This window comes from Methylobacterium sp. SD274, assembly GCF_017355285.1.
In the GTDB taxonomy this organism is placed as follows: Bacteria; Pseudomonadota; Alphaproteobacteria; order Rhizobiales; family Beijerinckiaceae; genus Methylobacterium.
The window spans coordinates 1-15,209 of sequence record NZ_JADIJP010000006.1 but is presented as its reverse complement, the minus strand read 5'-3'; the positions used below and the strand labels follow the sequence as shown (position 1 = coordinate 15,209).

Here is a 15,209-nt window from a genome sequence, read left to right as displayed (position 1 = left end):
TAAAGCGTTGGGGAAACTGTCGTTTACCGCGGATGTTGAGGTGGTCCCGGTTTATGGCGGGATCGCGGCGAATGAGGGCGTCTCCCAAGGCGAAGTCGGGATGCTTTCGCGGTGTTGCGACCCCGCCACAGCCACGCTTCTTCCCGGGACCGGGTGCAGGCAGCAATGTCCGGTGAGAGCACGCTGATCCGATCGACCCTCGCGAATAGCTATCGCAGCCGGCACAGCGTCGAGGTTCGGCCATGCGCGAAGTAAGAGAGGGAGGACAACTACTCTTTGCCTCACCCCGGCAGGTATAAGCCAATCGCCATCGGCCGCGCCCACGAGATGTGCTCAGAATGGTGCTTTAGCGAAAGGTTTTTCCATTCGGTCGACTGAAAGCGCGTCCGACTGAGGTGTGCCCATTCCAGTCACAGGGCTCCACACTTCTCGGCCCGACTACCGTCGACCTCGAACAATGCTCCGTCAGGCGACGGATGCGGTGTCGCTTCCGTCCCCGATCGCCTGCTGACGCGGCGGCGGCTCCAGGTCCGGCCCGCTGCCATCCTTGAGGTTCACGCCGGTGATTCCGCGCACGAACGCCTCGCGCAGAAGCCAGTCGAGTTTGAACGCCGCGAGCTCATGGGAGAGCCCGGCGGGGCGGACGTTCGAGATGCAGTTGCGCTCGGCATCCGAACGACCGACGCGCGGGTCCAGGGTCAGGTAGATCCCGAGACTGTCGGGCGAGGACAGGCCCGGCCGCTCGCCGATGAGGACGGCGACGGCGCGAGCCTTCAGCGCCACGCCGATCCCGTCGCCGAGGGCGACGCGCCCCTGCGTCGCCACCACGATGGGAGCCAGCGTCCATCCGGCCTTGTCGATATGCGGCTTGAAGGCTGCGAGGAAGCCGGCCGCACCCTCGTGCACTGCCCTGGCTGACAGGCCGTCCGCCACGACGATGGCGAGGTCCGCTGGCTCGGTGGGCCGCTCAGCGAGGGTCTTCGCGCTCTCCTCGCCCAGGGTGCGGCCGAGATCGGGGCGACGCAGATAGGTGGCGCGATCCGGCGCCGCCGAGGCGAGGGTCAGGGTGGGATAGCCGAGTGCCTCGATCCCGGAGGCGACCTCAGCGGCATCCATCGGCGTGTGGACGGCATCCCGCGCCTGTGCATGGGCGAGCCCGAAGCGCAGCACCTCGATAGTGGGCATACCGGTTCCGGCGCGCCCGAGGCCGATCCGCGCCGGCGTCAGGCGGCTCAATCTGGCCCAGGGATCTTCGGAGGTGTCCTCGGCGCTCATGCGGCAATCCCCTTCTGGGCGGACAGGCCGGGAGCCGCCGCGATGAGGCGGGCGCTCGGTCCCTCGGGCAGGAGTGCGCCCTCCGCATCGGTCAGGCCGATCTGTTCGAGCCAAGCCTCGAATTCCGGCGCGCGTTTCAGGCCGAGCACCTCGCGCACGTAGAGTGAATCGTGGAACGAGGTGGATTGGTAGTTGAGCATCACGTCGTCGGCACCGGGAATGCCCATGACGAAGGTGCAGCCGGCCGCTCCCAGCAAGGTCAGGAGCGTGTCCATGTCGTTCTGGTCGGCTTCGGCATGGTTGGTGTAGCAAACGTCGCAGCCGAGCGGCAGGCCCATGAGCTTGCCGCAGAAATGGTCCTCCAGTCCGGCCCGGATGATCTCCCGGCCGTCATAGAGATATTCAGGCCCGATGAAGCCGACCACCGTGTTGACGAGGAGCGGCCGGAACGGACGCGCGACGGCGTAGGCCCGTGCCTCCAGGGTCTGCTGGTCGATGCCGTGATGGGCATTGGCCGAGAGTGCCGAGCCCTGCCCGGTCTCGAAATACATGCAATTGTCGCCCACCGTGCCGCGCTTCAGGGCAAGGGCCGCCTCGTGCGCCTCCTTCAGGATCGGCAGGGTGACGCCGAAACTGGCATTGGCCTTCTGCGTGCCCGCGATCGACTGGAACACGAGATCCACCGGCAGGCCCCGGTTCATCGCCTCCAGCGTGGTGGTGACATGGGTGAGGATGCAGCCCTGCGTGGGGATCGCGAGGCGGTGGATCAGGTCGTCGAAGAGGTGGAGCAAGCCGCTCAGGGTGGAGACGGAATCGGAGGCCGGATTGAGGCCGATCACCGCATCGCCGCAGCCATAGGACAGGCCGTCGACGATGGCGGCGGTGATGCCGGCGGCATCGTCGGTGGGGTGATTGGGCTGGAGACGGACGGAGAGCCGGCCGGGCAATCCGATTGTGTTGCGGAACTTCGTCACCACCCGGCATTTGCGCGCCACCAGGATCAGGTCCTGATGACGCATGATCTTCGAGACGGCGGCGGCGATCTCCGGCGTGATGCCGGGCGAGATCCGGGTCAGGGTCTCGGAGGACGCCTTGATCAGGAACTCGCGGAAATCGCCGACGGTGAGATGGGCGATCTCCCTGAAGGCCACCGCATCGTGCGTATCAAGGATGAGGCGGGTGACGTCGTCCTCCTCGTAGGGAATGAGGGGTTTGGCCAGGATCTCCGACAGCGGCACCTCGGACAGGCACCAGCGGGCGGCCATCCCCTCCTCCGCCGATTCCGCCGCGATGCCGGCGAGCCGGTCGCCCGAGCGCAGCGGCGTCGCCTTGGCCATCAGCGTCGCGAGATCGGCGAAGACATGGGTCTTGGGGCCGACGATGTGGCGATAGGTCATTTTTTAACGCTCCTGCATCGTCGTCGCGAAAATCGAGCCATACGACCGGGCGTTCATTCTACCTCATGTTGGCGGCTGGGAAGTCCGAGCCGTTGGAAAATCTGCACTTCCACGACCGTGCGCAGAACCAAGCCGATGAACCCTATAGGCAAGAAAACAATCTGAAAAAGGACGATCTGTAGAGATCGATTTTCATCCGAGAGCGGGCCGATTGCGATGGAAACCGAAAGGATGACCGCAACCATGATCACGACGAGGGGCAAGCTTGCTCGAAAAGCGATAAAGAAGATGTCCCACGCCCGACCTTCCGTTGCCCGAAATGCGTCTTTGGCGGTGACGTTCAGGTTTGGCACTGCAAGGATCAGTCCCAAGACGACCAAGCGTATCCTAAGCCATAACAAGAGGCCGCCCGCGCCGATAAATATCGATAGCATAAGCAGCAGCGAGTCGGTTTTCTGAGCTTCTCCCCATAGGGATGTGATCAGCTGCCATCCTATCTCATAGACGATAAAATATCTTGCCCGGATCGACTGAGCGAGCAAGTTTCTAATGCTTAAGCGTTCAAGGTCCAAGCAATGGCGATAGATTGCTAATAAATAAGGAATGTATATGATTGAGAAAGCTATGTAAAATAGTCCACCCAGCGATATGAAGGGACTGTCAAATGATCTGCCTGCAAAACTGATCAACACAAATTGCGTGATAGCAATCGCGATCATAGTGCCGGTTTCGCGCCAAAGCGAGCGCATTGCCCGAAAAGACATTCGATATGCATCGAATGTCATTCCCTTTGTCTGGAGGATGGCTGGCATCGTGCCTCATTCGATAGTCTATCTTATCCCGAAAGAGGCATATCATAGATCGTAAAGTCTTGCTTAGACTGAAATCTCATACATCGGCCGTCTGGTAGACGGTCTTATCCAAGACGGAGGTGTGGACGAACCACCCCGACATGAGGTCAGGGCACCGAATCGATCGCCTTTGTCGGCCCGACCCATGTGCCGACGACGCGCGTAGGTGCCGAAATCGGGCGACGGGACACGGCATCCCGTCACCCGGACGTTCAGGCCGCTCCCGCATGCGGCGCGGGCAATTCCGTCGAGATCGCGTCGACCGTGCGCTGGGGCGGGCTGCCGAGGCCGTCGGAGCGCGCGATACGGATCTGCTGGTTGACCGGCTGCATGTTGCCGTAGGGCGTCGAGAAGGCGATCTCGGCCGCATCCCGGCCGACGCCGATGCGGACGAGACCGTCAAGATCGGCTTGGCGCGTGGCGTCGAACAGCCACCAGCGGCCGTCGAGATAGGCCTCGAACACAGCGTGGAAATCGCTCGGCACGAGCCCGTGGGCGTAGCAGCTCACAAAACGGGCGGGGATGCCCAATGCCCGGCAGAAGGCCGTCCCGATATGCGCGAAATCGCGGCACACGCCGGCGCGCTTGAGCAGGCTCTCATCGGCGGTCGTCTCGCCGTCGCTGGTCCCGGGCTGGTAAGTGAGATGATCGTGAATCCAGTTGCAGATCGCATTGACGCGCTGGTGCCCCTTGGGCATCGCCCCGAACTCCGCCTGCGCGAAGGGCGTCAGCCGGTCGGACGAGACGAAGCGGCTGGGCAGCAGGAACGGCAGGATGTCGAGGGGAAGCTGCGAGATCGGCGTTTCGTTGATCGTGGCCGGATCGGCCCGATGGACGGTGAGCTCGACCTCGGCGTTGTATTCCAGCGAGAACTGGCCGGCGGGGACGTTCACCCCGAGATAGCGGTTTTGCAGATCGGGCGAGATGTAGATTTCCCGCTTCAGGTCGGGCTTGAGAATCAGCGTCTCGCTGAGAATCTCAAGGCTCTTCAGTCGAGCGACCTCGATATTGAAGATAAACGTCGTGTCCGACAGTATGTTATAAGACAGACTGCAGCCGAGCATGTAGCGCATGGAAGCTCCTTCCTCCGTTTCGGAAGACCGTGCAAGGATTACGCCCGCCGCAGCTGCAAAGATCCTGTTGCTAAGGCCGGCTTGCGCTTCCCGGCCCGCTGCCAAACCGATCTTTTGTCCGAGGATGCGGCCACCGTTGAGCCTGGAGGCCGCATCACGGCTCGGTCTGGATACCTTCGAAGCAGTGCTTCAGCTACCGGATGATGTTCGTCTTGGCGAGATCGAGAACCGAATCCCCGCGGCCGCTCATCACCGCACGCAGCACGTAAAGGCTGAAGCCCTTCACCTGCTGTCCGTCGATCTTCGGTGGGATCGAGAGTTCCTGACGGTTGACCACCACGTCGAGTACGGCCGGCCCGTCATGGGCGAGCACGTTCCGGATCGCGCCCTCCAGTTCGGCCGGATCTTCTACCCGCACCGCATGGAGACCCACCGCCCGGGCCATCGCGGCGAAATCGGGGTTCTCGAGCGCGACGCCGGTTTCGAGATAGCCTGCGGCCTTCATCTCCATTTCGACGAAGCCGAGGGAGCCGTTGTTGTAGATCACGATCTTCAACGGCAGCTTCTCCTGCCGCAGTGTCAGGAGATCGCCCATCAGCATCGAGAAACCGCCATCGCCCGACAAGGAAACGACCTGCCGGCCGGGAGAGGCCGCCTGTGCGCCGATGCCCTGCGCCATGGCGTTGGCCATGGAGCCATGCACCCACGATCCGAGAAGCCGGCGCTTGCCGTTCATCTTCAGGTAGCGCGCCGCCCAGATCGTCGGCGTACCGACATCGGCCGTGAAGATCGTGTCATCCGCCGCCGCTTCGCTCACGAGCTTGGTCAGATATTGCGGATGGATCGGGGCCTTGGCCGATTTCAGGCCGAACCAGCCCTTGGTCGGCGCGCCGGTGGCGAGATCGTCGAGGTCCTCGCGCGCCTTGGCGTAGTGTTTCAGACTGGCATCGAGCCAGGTGCGGTCGGACTTGACGCCGAGCTTCGGCAGGAGCGCCGTGATCGTATCCCGTACGTCGCCGACGAGACCGAGATCGAGCTTCGTCCGCCGGCCGAGCTGGTTCGACCGTCGATCGACCTGCGCCACCTTGGCATTCGCGGGATAGAATTGCTTGTAGGGAAAGTCGGTGCCCAACATCAGCAGCGTGTCGCAGCCTCGCATCGCCGCATAGCCGGACGAGAACCCGATGAGGCCGGTCATTCCGACATCGTAGGGATTGTCGTATTCCACGAATTCCTTGCCACCGAGGGCATGGACGATGGGGCTCTTGAGAGCTTCGGCGAGCTGCAGCAATTCGGCATGGGCGCCGGCGCATCCCCGGCCGCAGAGCAGTGTGATCTTTGACGAGCCGTCGAGGAGTTCGGCCAGCGCGTTGAGCTCGGCTTCGGCGGGACGGATCGTCGGCTTCGCCGGCAGGAGGCCGGCATTGGGAGCAATGGCGCGGGCCGGCGCATCCTTCAACGCGACGTCGCCGGGAATGATCACCACGGCGACACCGCGCTGTCCCACCGCGGCACGGATGGCATTCTCCAGGACGAACGGGAGCTGGGACGGATCGGAGACGAGCTCGCAATAGTGGCTGCACTGGGCGAACAAGGCCTTCGGGTCTGTCTCCTGGAAGTAGCCGGATCCGATCTCTGCCGAGGGGATATGTGCGGCGATGGCCAGGACGGGAGTCCGGGTTCGATGGCAATCGAACAGGCCGTTGATGAGATGGACATGGCCTGGCCCGCAGGAGCCCGCACAGACCGCCAACTCCCCGGTGATCTGACTTTCCGCGCCGGCCGCGAAGGCGCCGACCTCTTCGTGGCGCATATGCACCCAGTCGATGACGCCCCTCGCCCGGATCGACTCGGTCATGGCGTTGAGGCTGTCGCCGACGACACCGTAGATCCGTCGTACCCCCACCTGCTGGAGGGTTTCGACGACGAGATCCGCGACGGTATCGATTTTCATGGTTCGCGCTCCTGCTTCAGAACCCGAACGATGCTGCGCCGCACACGTTCCCGAGGTCCATTGAGTGTCACTCACCCGTGTCATTCCGCGATATCGCTGACCCGAGGCGCGATCACGGCGAAGAGATCCCCGAGCGTCGCGAGGCTCGCGGCCTGAAGCGAATTCGCGGGCACCACCTGACCGTCGGGACCGGGCAAGGCGCGGGTCGCGGTGGTGGAGGCCACGACCGTCGGGCTGAATCCCAGGTTGAAAGCGCCGCGCGCCGTGGAGTTGATGCACATATGCGTCATGAAACCGGCGAGCAGAACCGATTTCTTACCCGTCGCTTCGAGGTGCTTCTGCAGATCCGTACCGACGAAGGAATTAGGATAGTTCTTGACGATGACCCTCTCGCCGTCTCGTGGCGCGACCTCGTCACTGATCCTGCCGATCGGGGCGGCGATATCGTAGGGCGAGCCGGGTCCGGCATCGTGCTGGATGTGAAAGATCGGGATGCCGGCCTCCCGTGCGCGGTCGAGGAGTTCGCGTGCCGCGCGGATGGCGGGCTCCACCTCTTCCAGGCGCATGATGCCTTCGCGATAGGTGTTCTGCAGATCGATCATCACCAGGGCGGAGGATCGAAGCCGGGCCGGCACCGGGCTCAGGCCGGAAACGTCGCGCAGGGTCTTGAGGTCTGTCATGGCTGGCTTCCGGTCTGCAATCGCAACGGAGAGGTTTGGGGTGAGGAGACCTCATTCGGGGACCGCGTCAATCCCGTCCTTGGCTAGCAGGAACGGTACGCCCTCGCGAAAGCTCCCCGGTCACCCTTTCTCAATCACGAAATCGCGCGCTCAAGGTCCCTCGTACGGTAGGGAGGTGCAGGCGGCGAAAATGTCAGAATTTGTTCAGCGATCGGGTGTCTTGATGCAGCACGCCCCGCGGTGAAGCTTTAATCCCGAGGGGACGCGATCCGGAGTTTGTGTCATGAAGCACGTCAAGACTTATGGCCTCCTTGCCGCCGTCATTGGTGGCCTGACGATGTCTGCCGCCACAACCACCACGGCCGAGGCTGCCGGCGGGTGCGGTTACGGCTATTACCCCTCCGCGTTCGGGTGCAAGGCCACATCCCGCGCGTTCGGCTACCACGCGCCCCGCCCCGTGCCGGTTTATGGCTATGGTTACGGATATCGCCCGTATTACCGGCCCTATTACCGTCCTTACGCCTATGCTCCTCGGCCCTACGCTTACGCACCCCGCCCCTACGTGCGATTCGGCTTCTAAGAATGACGAAGGGTGCTCCCGGCCGACCCGGAAGCACCCCCTCGTTCGATGGTAGCGAGGCGGGCGACGATAGGCCTGGATCGCACGAGACCCAGGCCTGATCCGCCCTCAGTGACGTCAGCGGGTCGGCGCGCTGGTACCTTTGCCCGATGCTCCCGGAGACGACCCCGAACCGGCATCATTGGCGCCCGTGCTGTTCGACGTGCCTGAGCGGCTCTTGTCTCCCGTGGAGGGGCCGCTCCCGGCGGCTCCCGGCGATGAACCGGCTCCCGCATCGTTCGGCCCGGTGTTGTTCATCGTGCCGGACTTCGTGGTTCCGGAGCCACCTTCCGCAGCGAGGGCGGGCGATCCGAGGAGCAATGCCCCGGCGAGGGCAAGCGTCAAAGCTTTCATGCGTTTCTCCCTGAGTCTGGCGCGGTGCACGCTGAAGGAAACGCAAAATTCAGCTGTGACGTTCCGGCACAGGCGGCAATGACGATCCGGCAGGCCGAGCCCAGCGTGGAAGGCATCGGGTGAGACGATCTGGATCGATGTCCGTGCCGAGAGTCCTTCGAGGTCTGCTTAGCTTGTCGACTGGCGGAGTTCAGGCCGACCCTGACGCCTTCCATCTTGCAACGCAGGCGATTGCCTCATCTCTTTACTCCGCTCTACTATCGCTGTGCCGGCCATGCGGTGATGCGATTTGAGTCGGCGATGAGGTCGCCGATGTTCGTGGACGAGGGTTGGAGGCCGCCGCGAGAACCGGCTTGGGAGCCGCCTTCACGCAAGCCCCCGATGACCAAGGCACAAGAGCGGGCGGTCGTCTGGATCGTCGGACTGAATGTGGTGCTGCTCTTCGTTGCACCAGTGGGCGGGGCGAGCGTGATCCACGCCCTGATCGCGCTGTTCGGGCAATCATAGCGTCCACGATGAGACGACCAGGATCCCGATCGTTGCTGCCCTGGCGTCACTGTCTACCGTGATCTTCTGAGGGTCTCGCGGATGTGATCCGAACTCCTGCCCCGACTGTTTGTGGCGACCTGTCATGCTAAGTCGCTGATGTTCTTCGGCTCGCAGACAGACAGCCCGGCACACTTTATTACTCGCCCACCTCGAACTCGGTCATTCAGTCCTGATCGATGCAACAGAACGCCAACGTTGCGGTCACCCTCACACCAGACTGGCTGCACCGCACGGCATGTTTCACGGAATGGCGTTCAAGGCCTGATCTGGCGGAGCTTACACTGGCCCTCGCGTGATGGCGGAGAGATGGCGACCCCGGTTGGGCTCGAACCAACGACCTGCCGCTTAGAAGGCGGCTGCTCTATCCAGCTGAGCTACGGAGTCATGCGCCAAATCCCGTGTAGCAGGCCCCTCCCCACCCGTCCATAACAGACTCATTCGCAAGGCGTTTCTCCTACGGAATGGCCCGGTTTTTCGGGTGTCCAACCAGGCCTTTCGTAACCCTGGCGTTGGATCCCGAAACACCATCCACAGCCGGGGGGCGGGAAATCCATTGCTACTGGTGTGCTACGCGGTAGAGCAGACGCTCACCCCGGAGGGCACATGGCAGCTAAGGCCGCTCTAGTATTCGACGCATCCATTGTTGCCACCCTGATCAGGGAGGCAACCGGTCCGGCGCGCGACGTGGCGGACGGCGGGTGCCCCGGCCTGACGCTGCGCCTCTCCCCCACGGCCGCGTCGTGGCATGTCCGCGCCAGGTACGAGGGCAAGCAGCATCGCGTCCTCCTCGGCGATGCGAAGACATGGTCCCTCTCCCAGGCCCGGGCGGTGGCCGTCGAGGTTCGTCGGCACATCGATGCCGGTAAGGGCGAGCCCGCGAGAGAGTGGATCGAGCTCAAGCGCGCGGCGGTGGCCCGGGAGGCCAAGCGCCGCCGCGGTCAGGCCGCAGGCGAGGAGATCGCCGTCCCCGACTTCATGCCCCGCACCGCACCGCCGGCGACGTGGACGTACGGTGAGGCCCGCACCGCATGGAAGGATTGGATGAGGCGCGAGGCCGAGGCCGGGAGCCTGAGGTCCGCGACGGTCCGGAATTACGCGGGCGTCGTCGGGGGCCCGGCCATGCGGACGCTGGACAGGCGATTCGTTTCAAGGATCGAGGCACCGGACGTCGCCGCCATCGTCGAGGCCCTGGTCTCCGAGGACAAGCGCAGCACCGCAAAGGATGTTGTCAGGGTGACGAGGCGCTTCTGGGAATGGATGGCCGAGCCCGGTCAGATCCGGAGGTCCGGCGCGAAGGCCGGGGCGATGCTCGGGCTCAAGGCTCCCCGCCTGGGCAGCGTGAAGGCCCGCCGACATTTCCCGCTCCTGCCAGAGGTCGCGCATATGCTCGCCGTGGCGCAGCATGGGGTCCTATCCGATAGCGTGGGCATGGCTATCGAGCTCCTCATCTACACCGCGCAGAGACGGCTCTCCGTCGTCAAGGCGCGCGTCGACGAGTTCGAGCCGTGGGCTTCCCGTGAGGGCTGGGGACTCTGGTGGCAAGGCCATCGCAAGATCTCGCGCGGGTCCCCGACGGCGGAGGATCCGAGACGCGGGTCGCATGCCCTGCCGCTCCCCCCGCATGTCTGGTGGCGCATCCAGGCGTACCTCCGACGGACCACATCGGACGCCAGCCCCCGTTCGGACGCCAGCCCCCGTTCGGAATGGCTGTTCCCGGGGATGCGGCCGCGTCGCGCCGGGGGCACCGTCGAGCACATGTCGGAGGACACGCTCACGCACGCAGTCGCGGCCATGCCCGGGCGTCGCGCCTCTCCCCATGACGTCCGCCGGGCATTCGCGACCGTCAGCCAGAAGGACCACTCCATACCCGCGGCCCAGGTCGGGATGGTCCTCGATCACGCCAACTCGGACCTGCTTCAGGTCGTAGACGGGAACGGGGTGACCCGTAGATACACAGGCGACCAGATGCTTGAATTGAAGGCTCCTGCCCTGCTGGCCTGGTCCGACGCACTAGTGGTCGCGCGCCGCGCCGTGGAGCTTCCGGACAGCGAGACGCTCAAAGCCATGCTCGTCGCGGAGAACCTCCGCCAGCGTGGGGTCAAAGACCCGGAGGCCGAGAAGGCCAGGCGCGCGGCTGCCTCGGAGAAAGCTTGGGCGGAGGGGCGGACGTCACGCCAGCGCGCGCGTCAGACGGCGGTCACCTGATTCTGCCGGTCACGCCGGTCCCGTCCCAGCTTGCGGGCGAGATCGGCCGGCTTGCCCGCCCGCCCGAAACCCCGGCTGACCTGTCGGTCGACCGTGGCGATCTCCTGCAGGGCATCGCCAAGGGCCCGGCGCAGGGCGTCCCGCGCATCTCCGCCGGAGGCCTCCAAGTAGGCGCGTTCCATTTCGTCCACGGCGTGCTCCATCGATTCGATCATGAGAACGAATGAAGAACAAACTGGCGGCCGAGTCGATCTCGAAATGCGCCCAGTGATTTCTTTACTCTGCCCAAACGTCGCGCTTGCCCACCCTCCGGCGAGCTGCGATCGTCCATATTCACCCCGCCTCCGAGGCCTCCCCATGTCGCGAAAATCCATGGCGCACGCCCCCGCCTTTCCCGTCATCTGAGGAGGACCTGAGCGTGCGCGCCAGCCTCCATTTTTTGGAGGCCGACATGGCCACGTTCTTCACCGCAGACACGCATTTTGGGCATGCCGGCATACTGCACGGCTTACGCCCTGGGTTCGCCAGCATAGAGGAGCACGACGAGCTCCTGATCGAGGCCTGGAACACCATCGTGCGCCCCGGGGACACGGTCTACCACCTGGGCGATTTCTCATTATCCAAGGACCTGGCGTACCTGGAACGCACGTTCCGTCGCCTTAACGGCCGTCGCAAGATCCTCATCGTTGGGAACCACGACAAGCGTAACCGCCGACTCGGGTGGGACGAGCAGCACGAGGGGATCCATGAGATCTCCATCGAGCACCGGCACCTAATACTATGCCATTACCCGATGCGTTCGTGGCCACGCGCTTTCCGGGGCAGCCTCCACCTCTTTGGGCACACGCACGGGCTCCTGCCGGGCACCACGCAGTCTCAAGACGTTGGGGTCGACGTGTGGTCTTACCGGCCGGTGAGCCTCGACGAAATATTGGAACGCATGGCTTCATCTGACACGCAGCCCGAGGAACGCGTTCTTACGCGGTGACCCCTACGGCCCCTGGGCGCTCGCATTTGAGCGCCCAGGGGCCTGTATGGCTAACCCTGGGCGGGGACCGGCCGCTGCAGGTCCTTGTCGATCTCGTCGGGCTCCTCGAACACGACTACGTTCACGGTCATCGACTTCAAGGAGTTGCCGCCAGCCGCGTCCGCTGGCTTGGCCTTCGGGACGATCTCGACGACAGCCTGGAGGATGCGCTTCTCGTTGAGCGTCATGACTGAGGACCGGCGGCCGCCTGGCAGGGTGTGGACGTCCCTGGGGGCAAGGGTTGGCCCCCTGGCATCGTCCTCATCTGCTTGGGTCTCCTCCCCGCGGATGCCTGCAAATTTTCGGATGGCATCCTCGCCTTCCGCATCGAGGATGATGACGTTTCCTAGGACCGGGTCAGCGGATGCCAGGGAGATCACGTAGCCGGCCCGCATCAGGTCGTGGATGACGCCCTGGGCCCGCATCGACGGCGAGATGTCGAAGGGTGCAGCCTCCGTGAGAGTGGCGGTGATGACGGCCTGCACGGGCCGGTAGTCGACTGTCTTGATACGCATGTTGCGAGGTCTTGTGTCCGTGGGGGCTGCGGGAAACTGTGCCCCTAGCCGGGCGCCCAGGCTTCGAAATGTGGCGGTCTAGATTCTGGTGAGTGCGCCCCGGGCACCTGGCGGGAGCGGCGGCGGCAGCGGGCGAGGCATTTCGGACGCGACCGGATCGGGGGGCTCGGGGGGCTCGCCTGCGAGGAGCTCGTCGAGGATCCCCACGACCGCGGCGCGCTCCTCGGGTGACCTGTTTGCGTCCAGGTCCACGCGTTCCTCGACGGGCTCCTGGGCGGCCTCAATTTCACCGGCAAGGTGGAAGAGGCCGTTGCGGGCCACGTCGAGGAGGCGGGCGTCCATCTCGTCCAGTGCGAACGCGAGACGATCGCGACGGATCTCCGGCAACGCCTCATCGTCAATCAGGGCCTGCGCGGCGGCCCGTGCCTGGGTCAGGCGGGCCCGGACCTGGGCGATCCCGAGACGCTGCAAATCAGAGGTCAGGTCACACATCAGACGCCCCCCTCGCGACGGCGGAGCAGCGTGCGGCCGCGGCGGTCACCAGGCAGACCAAGTTGCCCGGCGCGCCGGTAGAGCGTCTCGGGAGTGACGCCCAATTCCAGGGCGGCTTGCGAGAGCGGGGCGTGCGCGAGGACTACCCTTCTCATTGTCTCGTAGTCGAGACGTGAGGGACGCCGCGGGATCCTGGTGCCGTTCCGGTACGCGCAGATGTGCACGGCCTGGATCGTGACGCCCAGGCGGTCCGCGACTTCTCGGACAGTCTCCCGTCCCTCACGCGCGCTCTCGACGTCTAAGAGCGTGACAACTGGCTGGCGTGGCTGGGATGTGAGCCCGAGCCCCCTGCAGTGCACCGCAATCGTCTTCTCGTCCCACCCCTCGACGCGGGCGATCTCGCGATAGGTCAGACCGTCGTTGAGGTACTCCTCGCACCGGGCTCGGGGGATCCTGCAGTAGCGCTTGGGTCCCCGGCGGCCGTCTCGACGTACCGGACCCTGCGCGAGAGCCCCAGAGCTCTCAGGACCTGCCCGGCCGGCTCCCTCCGTCCGAGCAGGACGTCGGACACGTGCTGCGGGGACAGCCCCGTCTGGCGTGCCCAGGCGTCCTGCGACCCCGCACGGCGGCATGCCCCGCGAAGCAACGTTCGGACGTCCCCCTCCGTCAACTCGACCATCCATCAAACCCCTCCGCGAATCTGCCGAGACCATTATATCGCAACCAGCGATCGAATTTACAGGTCCTCCCAAATTATGCCTTTGATGTTATACAACCAATGCGATATCTTCAGGCTTTTTGCCATTTGAACAACAGTTTCAACAACACCGTGTTGTTCAAATCGTTGTCGAAATCGTCGTGCGGTGTTGTCGAAAGAGCCTGATGGTCCCCGGTTGCGGTTTGTACGACTAGGTCTACATTACTCAGATCCGCCGATCCGAGGATTCGCAAATGCCCCGTTACACGCCCCCACTCCCCCCTTACGTCCAGCCGCCAGCGTGGCTTGGGCTCCAGTGGCAGATGGGAGAGCTGCTCCAAACACGGCATGGTGAGCGGTACCTGAGCTGCGCCGTCCGGACGCCGGCGTTCGATCAGGCTATCGACGCGGAGGTCGTCTGTTTTTGGGACCTGGGTCTCACGCGCGAAAGCGAGAACGTCCTTTTTTGGCAGCAGCCCGACCACGACATCGCCGCCGTCCAGACAGCTATCGACACCATCCCGGCCCTGGTCGCGGAGCGCGATGCGAGGTGGGCAGCGGCGGACGCGGCAGATCGTGTTCGCGAGGAAGCGGCGCGGGTAGCGGAGGCGCAGCGGATCGCCGATCTCGTTGCACGGGCCCGGTCCGAGGCCGAACACTCTCTCACCACGCGCAGGTGGTCCTGGGCACGCAGGGTCGACGTCGATGAGGCTCAAGGTCTCCTCCAGCGCCCGGACCTCGACGTCGCGGATGCAATGCGACTGCTGTCCCTCGTCGAACGCGCGGGCAAGAACGTCGTGCGGTCCGAGGGCAAGCTGGCCCTCGTACACGACAAGGAGCGGGCATTGGCCGAGCGTCCCGAGATCAGGACCCTGGCTCTCGAAGGGGTCCGCCTGATTACGCGCGAGGACGCGGACTGGGCGACGCTCGAAAACGGCCGTGGCTGGAGTAAGAGCGCGACCATCGACGGGCATGTCCTCGACGCGCTGCCGGAGCTCGACGTCGCCCAGGCGAGTCACGCGCTCAGGCTGCTCCGCGTGCACCACAAGCAACTGCCCCGGGCGGTCGTCGAGCGCATCTTCTCCGCGGCCTGATTTGTCGATTGCGAGGCGCCCCGGACAATCGAGATCGTCACCCCCAGCACAGGACCACCGCCATGAATTTTCTCGCCCGCGTTTTCGCCATCGCCGCAGCCGCCGTCGCCACCGTCCTTGCGTTCGTGTGGGAGAGCGGCCGCTGGGTTCTCCGTGCGGTCCAGTCCGCGACGGGTGTCACGACCCCAGTCCTGCCAGCTACGGAGGCGGCATCTCAGTACCTCGATGCCCCGGCACCGGCGGTTGCCCCGGCGCCCTACCGGGAGCCCGCACCCCGCCACCAAGTCGGAGTGCCACTGGTGTCGTACGCCCGGCACCTCGTCGCCGGGGGACCGGCTGCGGACACGTCCACCCTCCCCGCGCCCGTCAGAGCCTGGGTTGAGGGCCTGACGCATGCTGAGCTCGTAACGCTCGCAGCATCGCTCCC

16 protein-coding genes and 1 tRNA gene are annotated in these 15,209 nt (G+C 64.6%); 5 read left to right on the top strand and 12 right to left on the bottom strand.

The genetic code is table 11. The annotated features are described in order from the left end of the window. Positions 1–465 precede the first annotated feature (465 nt). The 6 genes from eutC to IPV08_RS07280 form a co-directional block, all read right to left on the bottom strand. Entirely contained in the window at positions 466–1,275 is an 810-nt protein-coding gene (gene eutC / locus IPV08_RS07305) for an ethanolamine ammonia-lyase subunit EutC (protein WP_207411362.1), read from the bottom strand. Further along, positions 1,272–2,672 (bottom strand): ethanolamine ammonia-lyase subunit EutB, encoded by a 1,401-nt coding sequence (locus IPV08_RS07300; RefSeq protein WP_207411361.1) that lies wholly within the window; start codon positions 2,670–2,672, stop codon positions 1,272–1,274. The genes eutC and IPV08_RS07300 overlap by 4 nt, the downstream gene beginning before the upstream one ends. A 53-nt stretch (positions 2,673–2,725) precedes the next feature. Continuing rightward, positions 2,726–3,484: a hypothetical protein gene (locus IPV08_RS07295; RefSeq protein ID WP_207411360.1), complete on the bottom strand. Its 759-nt coding sequence runs from the start codon at positions 3,482–3,484 to the stop codon at positions 2,726–2,728. Positions 3,485–3,735: 251 nt separating this feature from the next. Continuing rightward, positions 3,736–4,596 (bottom strand): transglutaminase family protein, encoded by an 861-nt coding sequence (locus IPV08_RS07290; protein ID WP_056433694.1) that lies wholly within the window; start codon positions 4,594–4,596, stop codon positions 3,736–3,738. A 193-nt stretch (positions 4,597–4,789) separates the two neighbouring features. Next, the gene (gene poxB / locus IPV08_RS07285; protein ID WP_207411359.1) at positions 4,790–6,550 is read right to left on the bottom strand and encodes a ubiquinone-dependent pyruvate dehydrogenase; all 1,761 of its coding nucleotides are present in this window, start codon (positions 6,548–6,550) and stop codon (positions 4,790–4,792) included. A gap of 80 nt (positions 6,551–6,630) precedes the next feature. Continuing rightward, positions 6,631–7,230 (bottom strand): cysteine hydrolase family protein, encoded by a 600-nt coding sequence (locus IPV08_RS07280; protein ID WP_207411358.1) that lies wholly within the window; start codon positions 7,228–7,230, stop codon positions 6,631–6,633. 283 nt (positions 7,231–7,513) lie between these two features. Between IPV08_RS07280 and IPV08_RS07275 the strand changes: the two genes are divergently transcribed. Next, positions 7,514–7,810, top strand: a complete 297-nt coding sequence (locus tag IPV08_RS07275) for a hypothetical protein (RefSeq protein WP_207411357.1) — start codon at positions 7,514–7,516, stop codon at positions 7,808–7,810. 117 nt (positions 7,811–7,927) lie between these two features. Here the strand turns inward: IPV08_RS07275 and IPV08_RS07270 are convergent, their stop codons facing one another. Next, positions 7,928–8,203 carry a hypothetical protein gene (locus tag IPV08_RS07270; protein WP_082470521.1) on the bottom strand — a complete coding sequence of 92 codons (276 nt, stop codon included), beginning with the start codon at positions 8,201–8,203 and terminating at the stop codon, positions 7,928–7,930. 381 nt (positions 8,204–8,584) lie between these two features. Between IPV08_RS07270 and IPV08_RS24925 the strand changes: the two genes are divergently transcribed. Beyond that, the gene (locus IPV08_RS24925; RefSeq protein WP_281435330.1) at positions 8,585–8,710 is read left to right on the top strand and encodes a hypothetical protein; all 126 of its coding nucleotides are present in this window, start codon (positions 8,585–8,587) and stop codon (positions 8,708–8,710) included. A gap of 349 nt (positions 8,711–9,059) precedes the next feature. Here IPV08_RS24925 and IPV08_RS07260 read toward each other — a convergent pair. Continuing rightward, positions 9,060–9,136: transfer RNA gene (locus tag IPV08_RS07260), tRNA-Arg, on the bottom strand. A 219-nt stretch (positions 9,137–9,355) separates the two neighbouring features. Between IPV08_RS07260 and IPV08_RS07255 the strand changes: the two genes are divergently transcribed. Next, positions 9,356–10,957: an integrase family protein gene (locus IPV08_RS07255; RefSeq protein WP_207411355.1), complete on the top strand. Its 1,602-nt coding sequence runs from the start codon at positions 9,356–9,358 to the stop codon at positions 10,955–10,957. Here IPV08_RS07255 and IPV08_RS07250 read toward each other — a convergent pair. Beyond that, positions 10,939–11,139 carry a hypothetical protein gene (locus tag IPV08_RS07250; RefSeq protein ID WP_246747860.1) on the bottom strand — a complete coding sequence of 67 codons (201 nt, stop codon included), beginning with the start codon at positions 11,137–11,139 and terminating at the stop codon, positions 10,939–10,941. The two genes, IPV08_RS07255 and IPV08_RS07250, sit on opposite strands and share 19 nt — an antisense overlap. A gap of 257 nt (positions 11,140–11,396) precedes the next feature. On the opposite strand from IPV08_RS07250, the gene IPV08_RS07245 reads away from it, so the two are divergent. Continuing rightward, positions 11,397–11,945 carry a metallophosphoesterase family protein gene (locus IPV08_RS07245; protein WP_207411479.1) on the top strand — a complete coding sequence of 183 codons (549 nt, stop codon included), beginning with the start codon at positions 11,397–11,399 and terminating at the stop codon, positions 11,943–11,945. Between the two features lie 50 nt (positions 11,946–11,995). Here the strand turns inward: IPV08_RS07245 and IPV08_RS07240 are convergent, their stop codons facing one another. From IPV08_RS07240 to IPV08_RS24515, 3 genes are all read right to left on the bottom strand, one after another. After that, positions 11,996–12,499, bottom strand: coding sequence for a hypothetical protein (locus tag IPV08_RS07240; RefSeq protein ID WP_207411353.1), 504 nt, complete (start codon positions 12,497–12,499; stop codon positions 11,996–11,998). A gap of 78 nt (positions 12,500–12,577) precedes the next feature. Beyond that, a complete protein-coding gene (locus IPV08_RS07235; RefSeq protein WP_207411352.1) occupies positions 12,578–12,991 on the bottom strand; it encodes a hypothetical protein in 414 nt (137 codons plus the stop codon). Next, positions 12,991–13,146: a hypothetical protein gene (locus IPV08_RS24515; protein WP_246747847.1), complete on the bottom strand. Its 156-nt coding sequence runs from the start codon at positions 13,144–13,146 to the stop codon at positions 12,991–12,993. The genes IPV08_RS07235 and IPV08_RS24515 overlap by 1 nt, the downstream gene beginning before the upstream one ends. 865 nt (positions 13,147–14,011) lie before the next feature. Between IPV08_RS24515 and IPV08_RS07225 the strand changes: the two genes are divergently transcribed. After that, positions 14,012–14,782: a hypothetical protein gene (locus IPV08_RS07225; RefSeq protein WP_246747846.1), complete on the top strand. Its 771-nt coding sequence runs from the start codon at positions 14,012–14,014 to the stop codon at positions 14,780–14,782. Positions 14,783–15,209 lie beyond the last annotated feature (427 nt).

What these genes read in the sequence shown, in the direction of transcription:
- eutC (WP_207411362.1), bottom strand. Translation starts at nt 1,275, where the DNA reads ATGAGCGCCGAGGACACCTCCGAAGATCCCTGGGCCAGATTGAGCCGC.
- IPV08_RS07300 (WP_207411361.1), bottom strand. Translation starts at nt 2,672, where the DNA reads ATGACCTATCGCCACATCGTCGGCCCCAAGACCCATGTCTTCGCCGAT.
- IPV08_RS07295 (WP_207411360.1), bottom strand. Translation starts at nt 3,484, where the DNA reads ATGCCAGCCATCCTCCAGACAAAGGGAATGACATTCGATGCATATCGA.
- IPV08_RS07290 (WP_056433694.1), bottom strand. Translation starts at nt 4,596, where the DNA reads ATGCGCTACATGCTCGGCTGCAGTCTGTCTTATAACATACTGTCGGAC.
- poxB (WP_207411359.1), bottom strand. Translation starts at nt 6,550, where the DNA reads ATGAAAATCGATACCGTCGCGGATCTCGTCGTCGAAACCCTCCAGCAG.
- IPV08_RS07280 (WP_207411358.1), bottom strand. Translation starts at nt 7,230, where the DNA reads ATGACAGACCTCAAGACCCTGCGCGACGTTTCCGGCCTGAGCCCGGTG.
- IPV08_RS07275 (WP_207411357.1), top strand. Translation starts at nt 7,514, where the DNA reads ATGAAGCACGTCAAGACTTATGGCCTCCTTGCCGCCGTCATTGGTGGC.
- IPV08_RS07270 (WP_082470521.1), bottom strand. Translation starts at nt 8,203, where the DNA reads ATGAAAGCTTTGACGCTTGCCCTCGCCGGGGCATTGCTCCTCGGATCG.
- IPV08_RS24925 (WP_281435330.1), top strand. Translation starts at nt 8,585, where the DNA reads ATGACCAAGGCACAAGAGCGGGCGGTCGTCTGGATCGTCGGACTGAAT.
- IPV08_RS07255 (WP_207411355.1), top strand. Translation starts at nt 9,356, where the DNA reads ATGGCAGCTAAGGCCGCTCTAGTATTCGACGCATCCATTGTTGCCACC.
- IPV08_RS07250 (WP_246747860.1), bottom strand. Translation starts at nt 11,139, where the DNA reads ATGGAACGCGCCTACTTGGAGGCCTCCGGCGGAGATGCGCGGGACGCC.
- IPV08_RS07240 (WP_207411353.1), bottom strand. Translation starts at nt 12,499, where the DNA reads ATGCGTATCAAGACAGTCGACTACCGGCCCGTGCAGGCCGTCATCACC.
- IPV08_RS07235 (WP_207411352.1), bottom strand. Translation starts at nt 12,991, where the DNA reads ATGTGTGACCTGACCTCTGATTTGCAGCGTCTCGGGATCGCCCAGGTC.
- IPV08_RS24515 (WP_246747847.1), bottom strand. Translation starts at nt 13,146, where the DNA reads ATGAGAAGGGTAGTCCTCGCGCACGCCCCGCTCTCGCAAGCCGCCCTG.
- IPV08_RS07225 (WP_246747846.1), top strand. Translation starts at nt 14,012, where the DNA reads ATGGGAGAGCTGCTCCAAACACGGCATGGTGAGCGGTACCTGAGCTGC.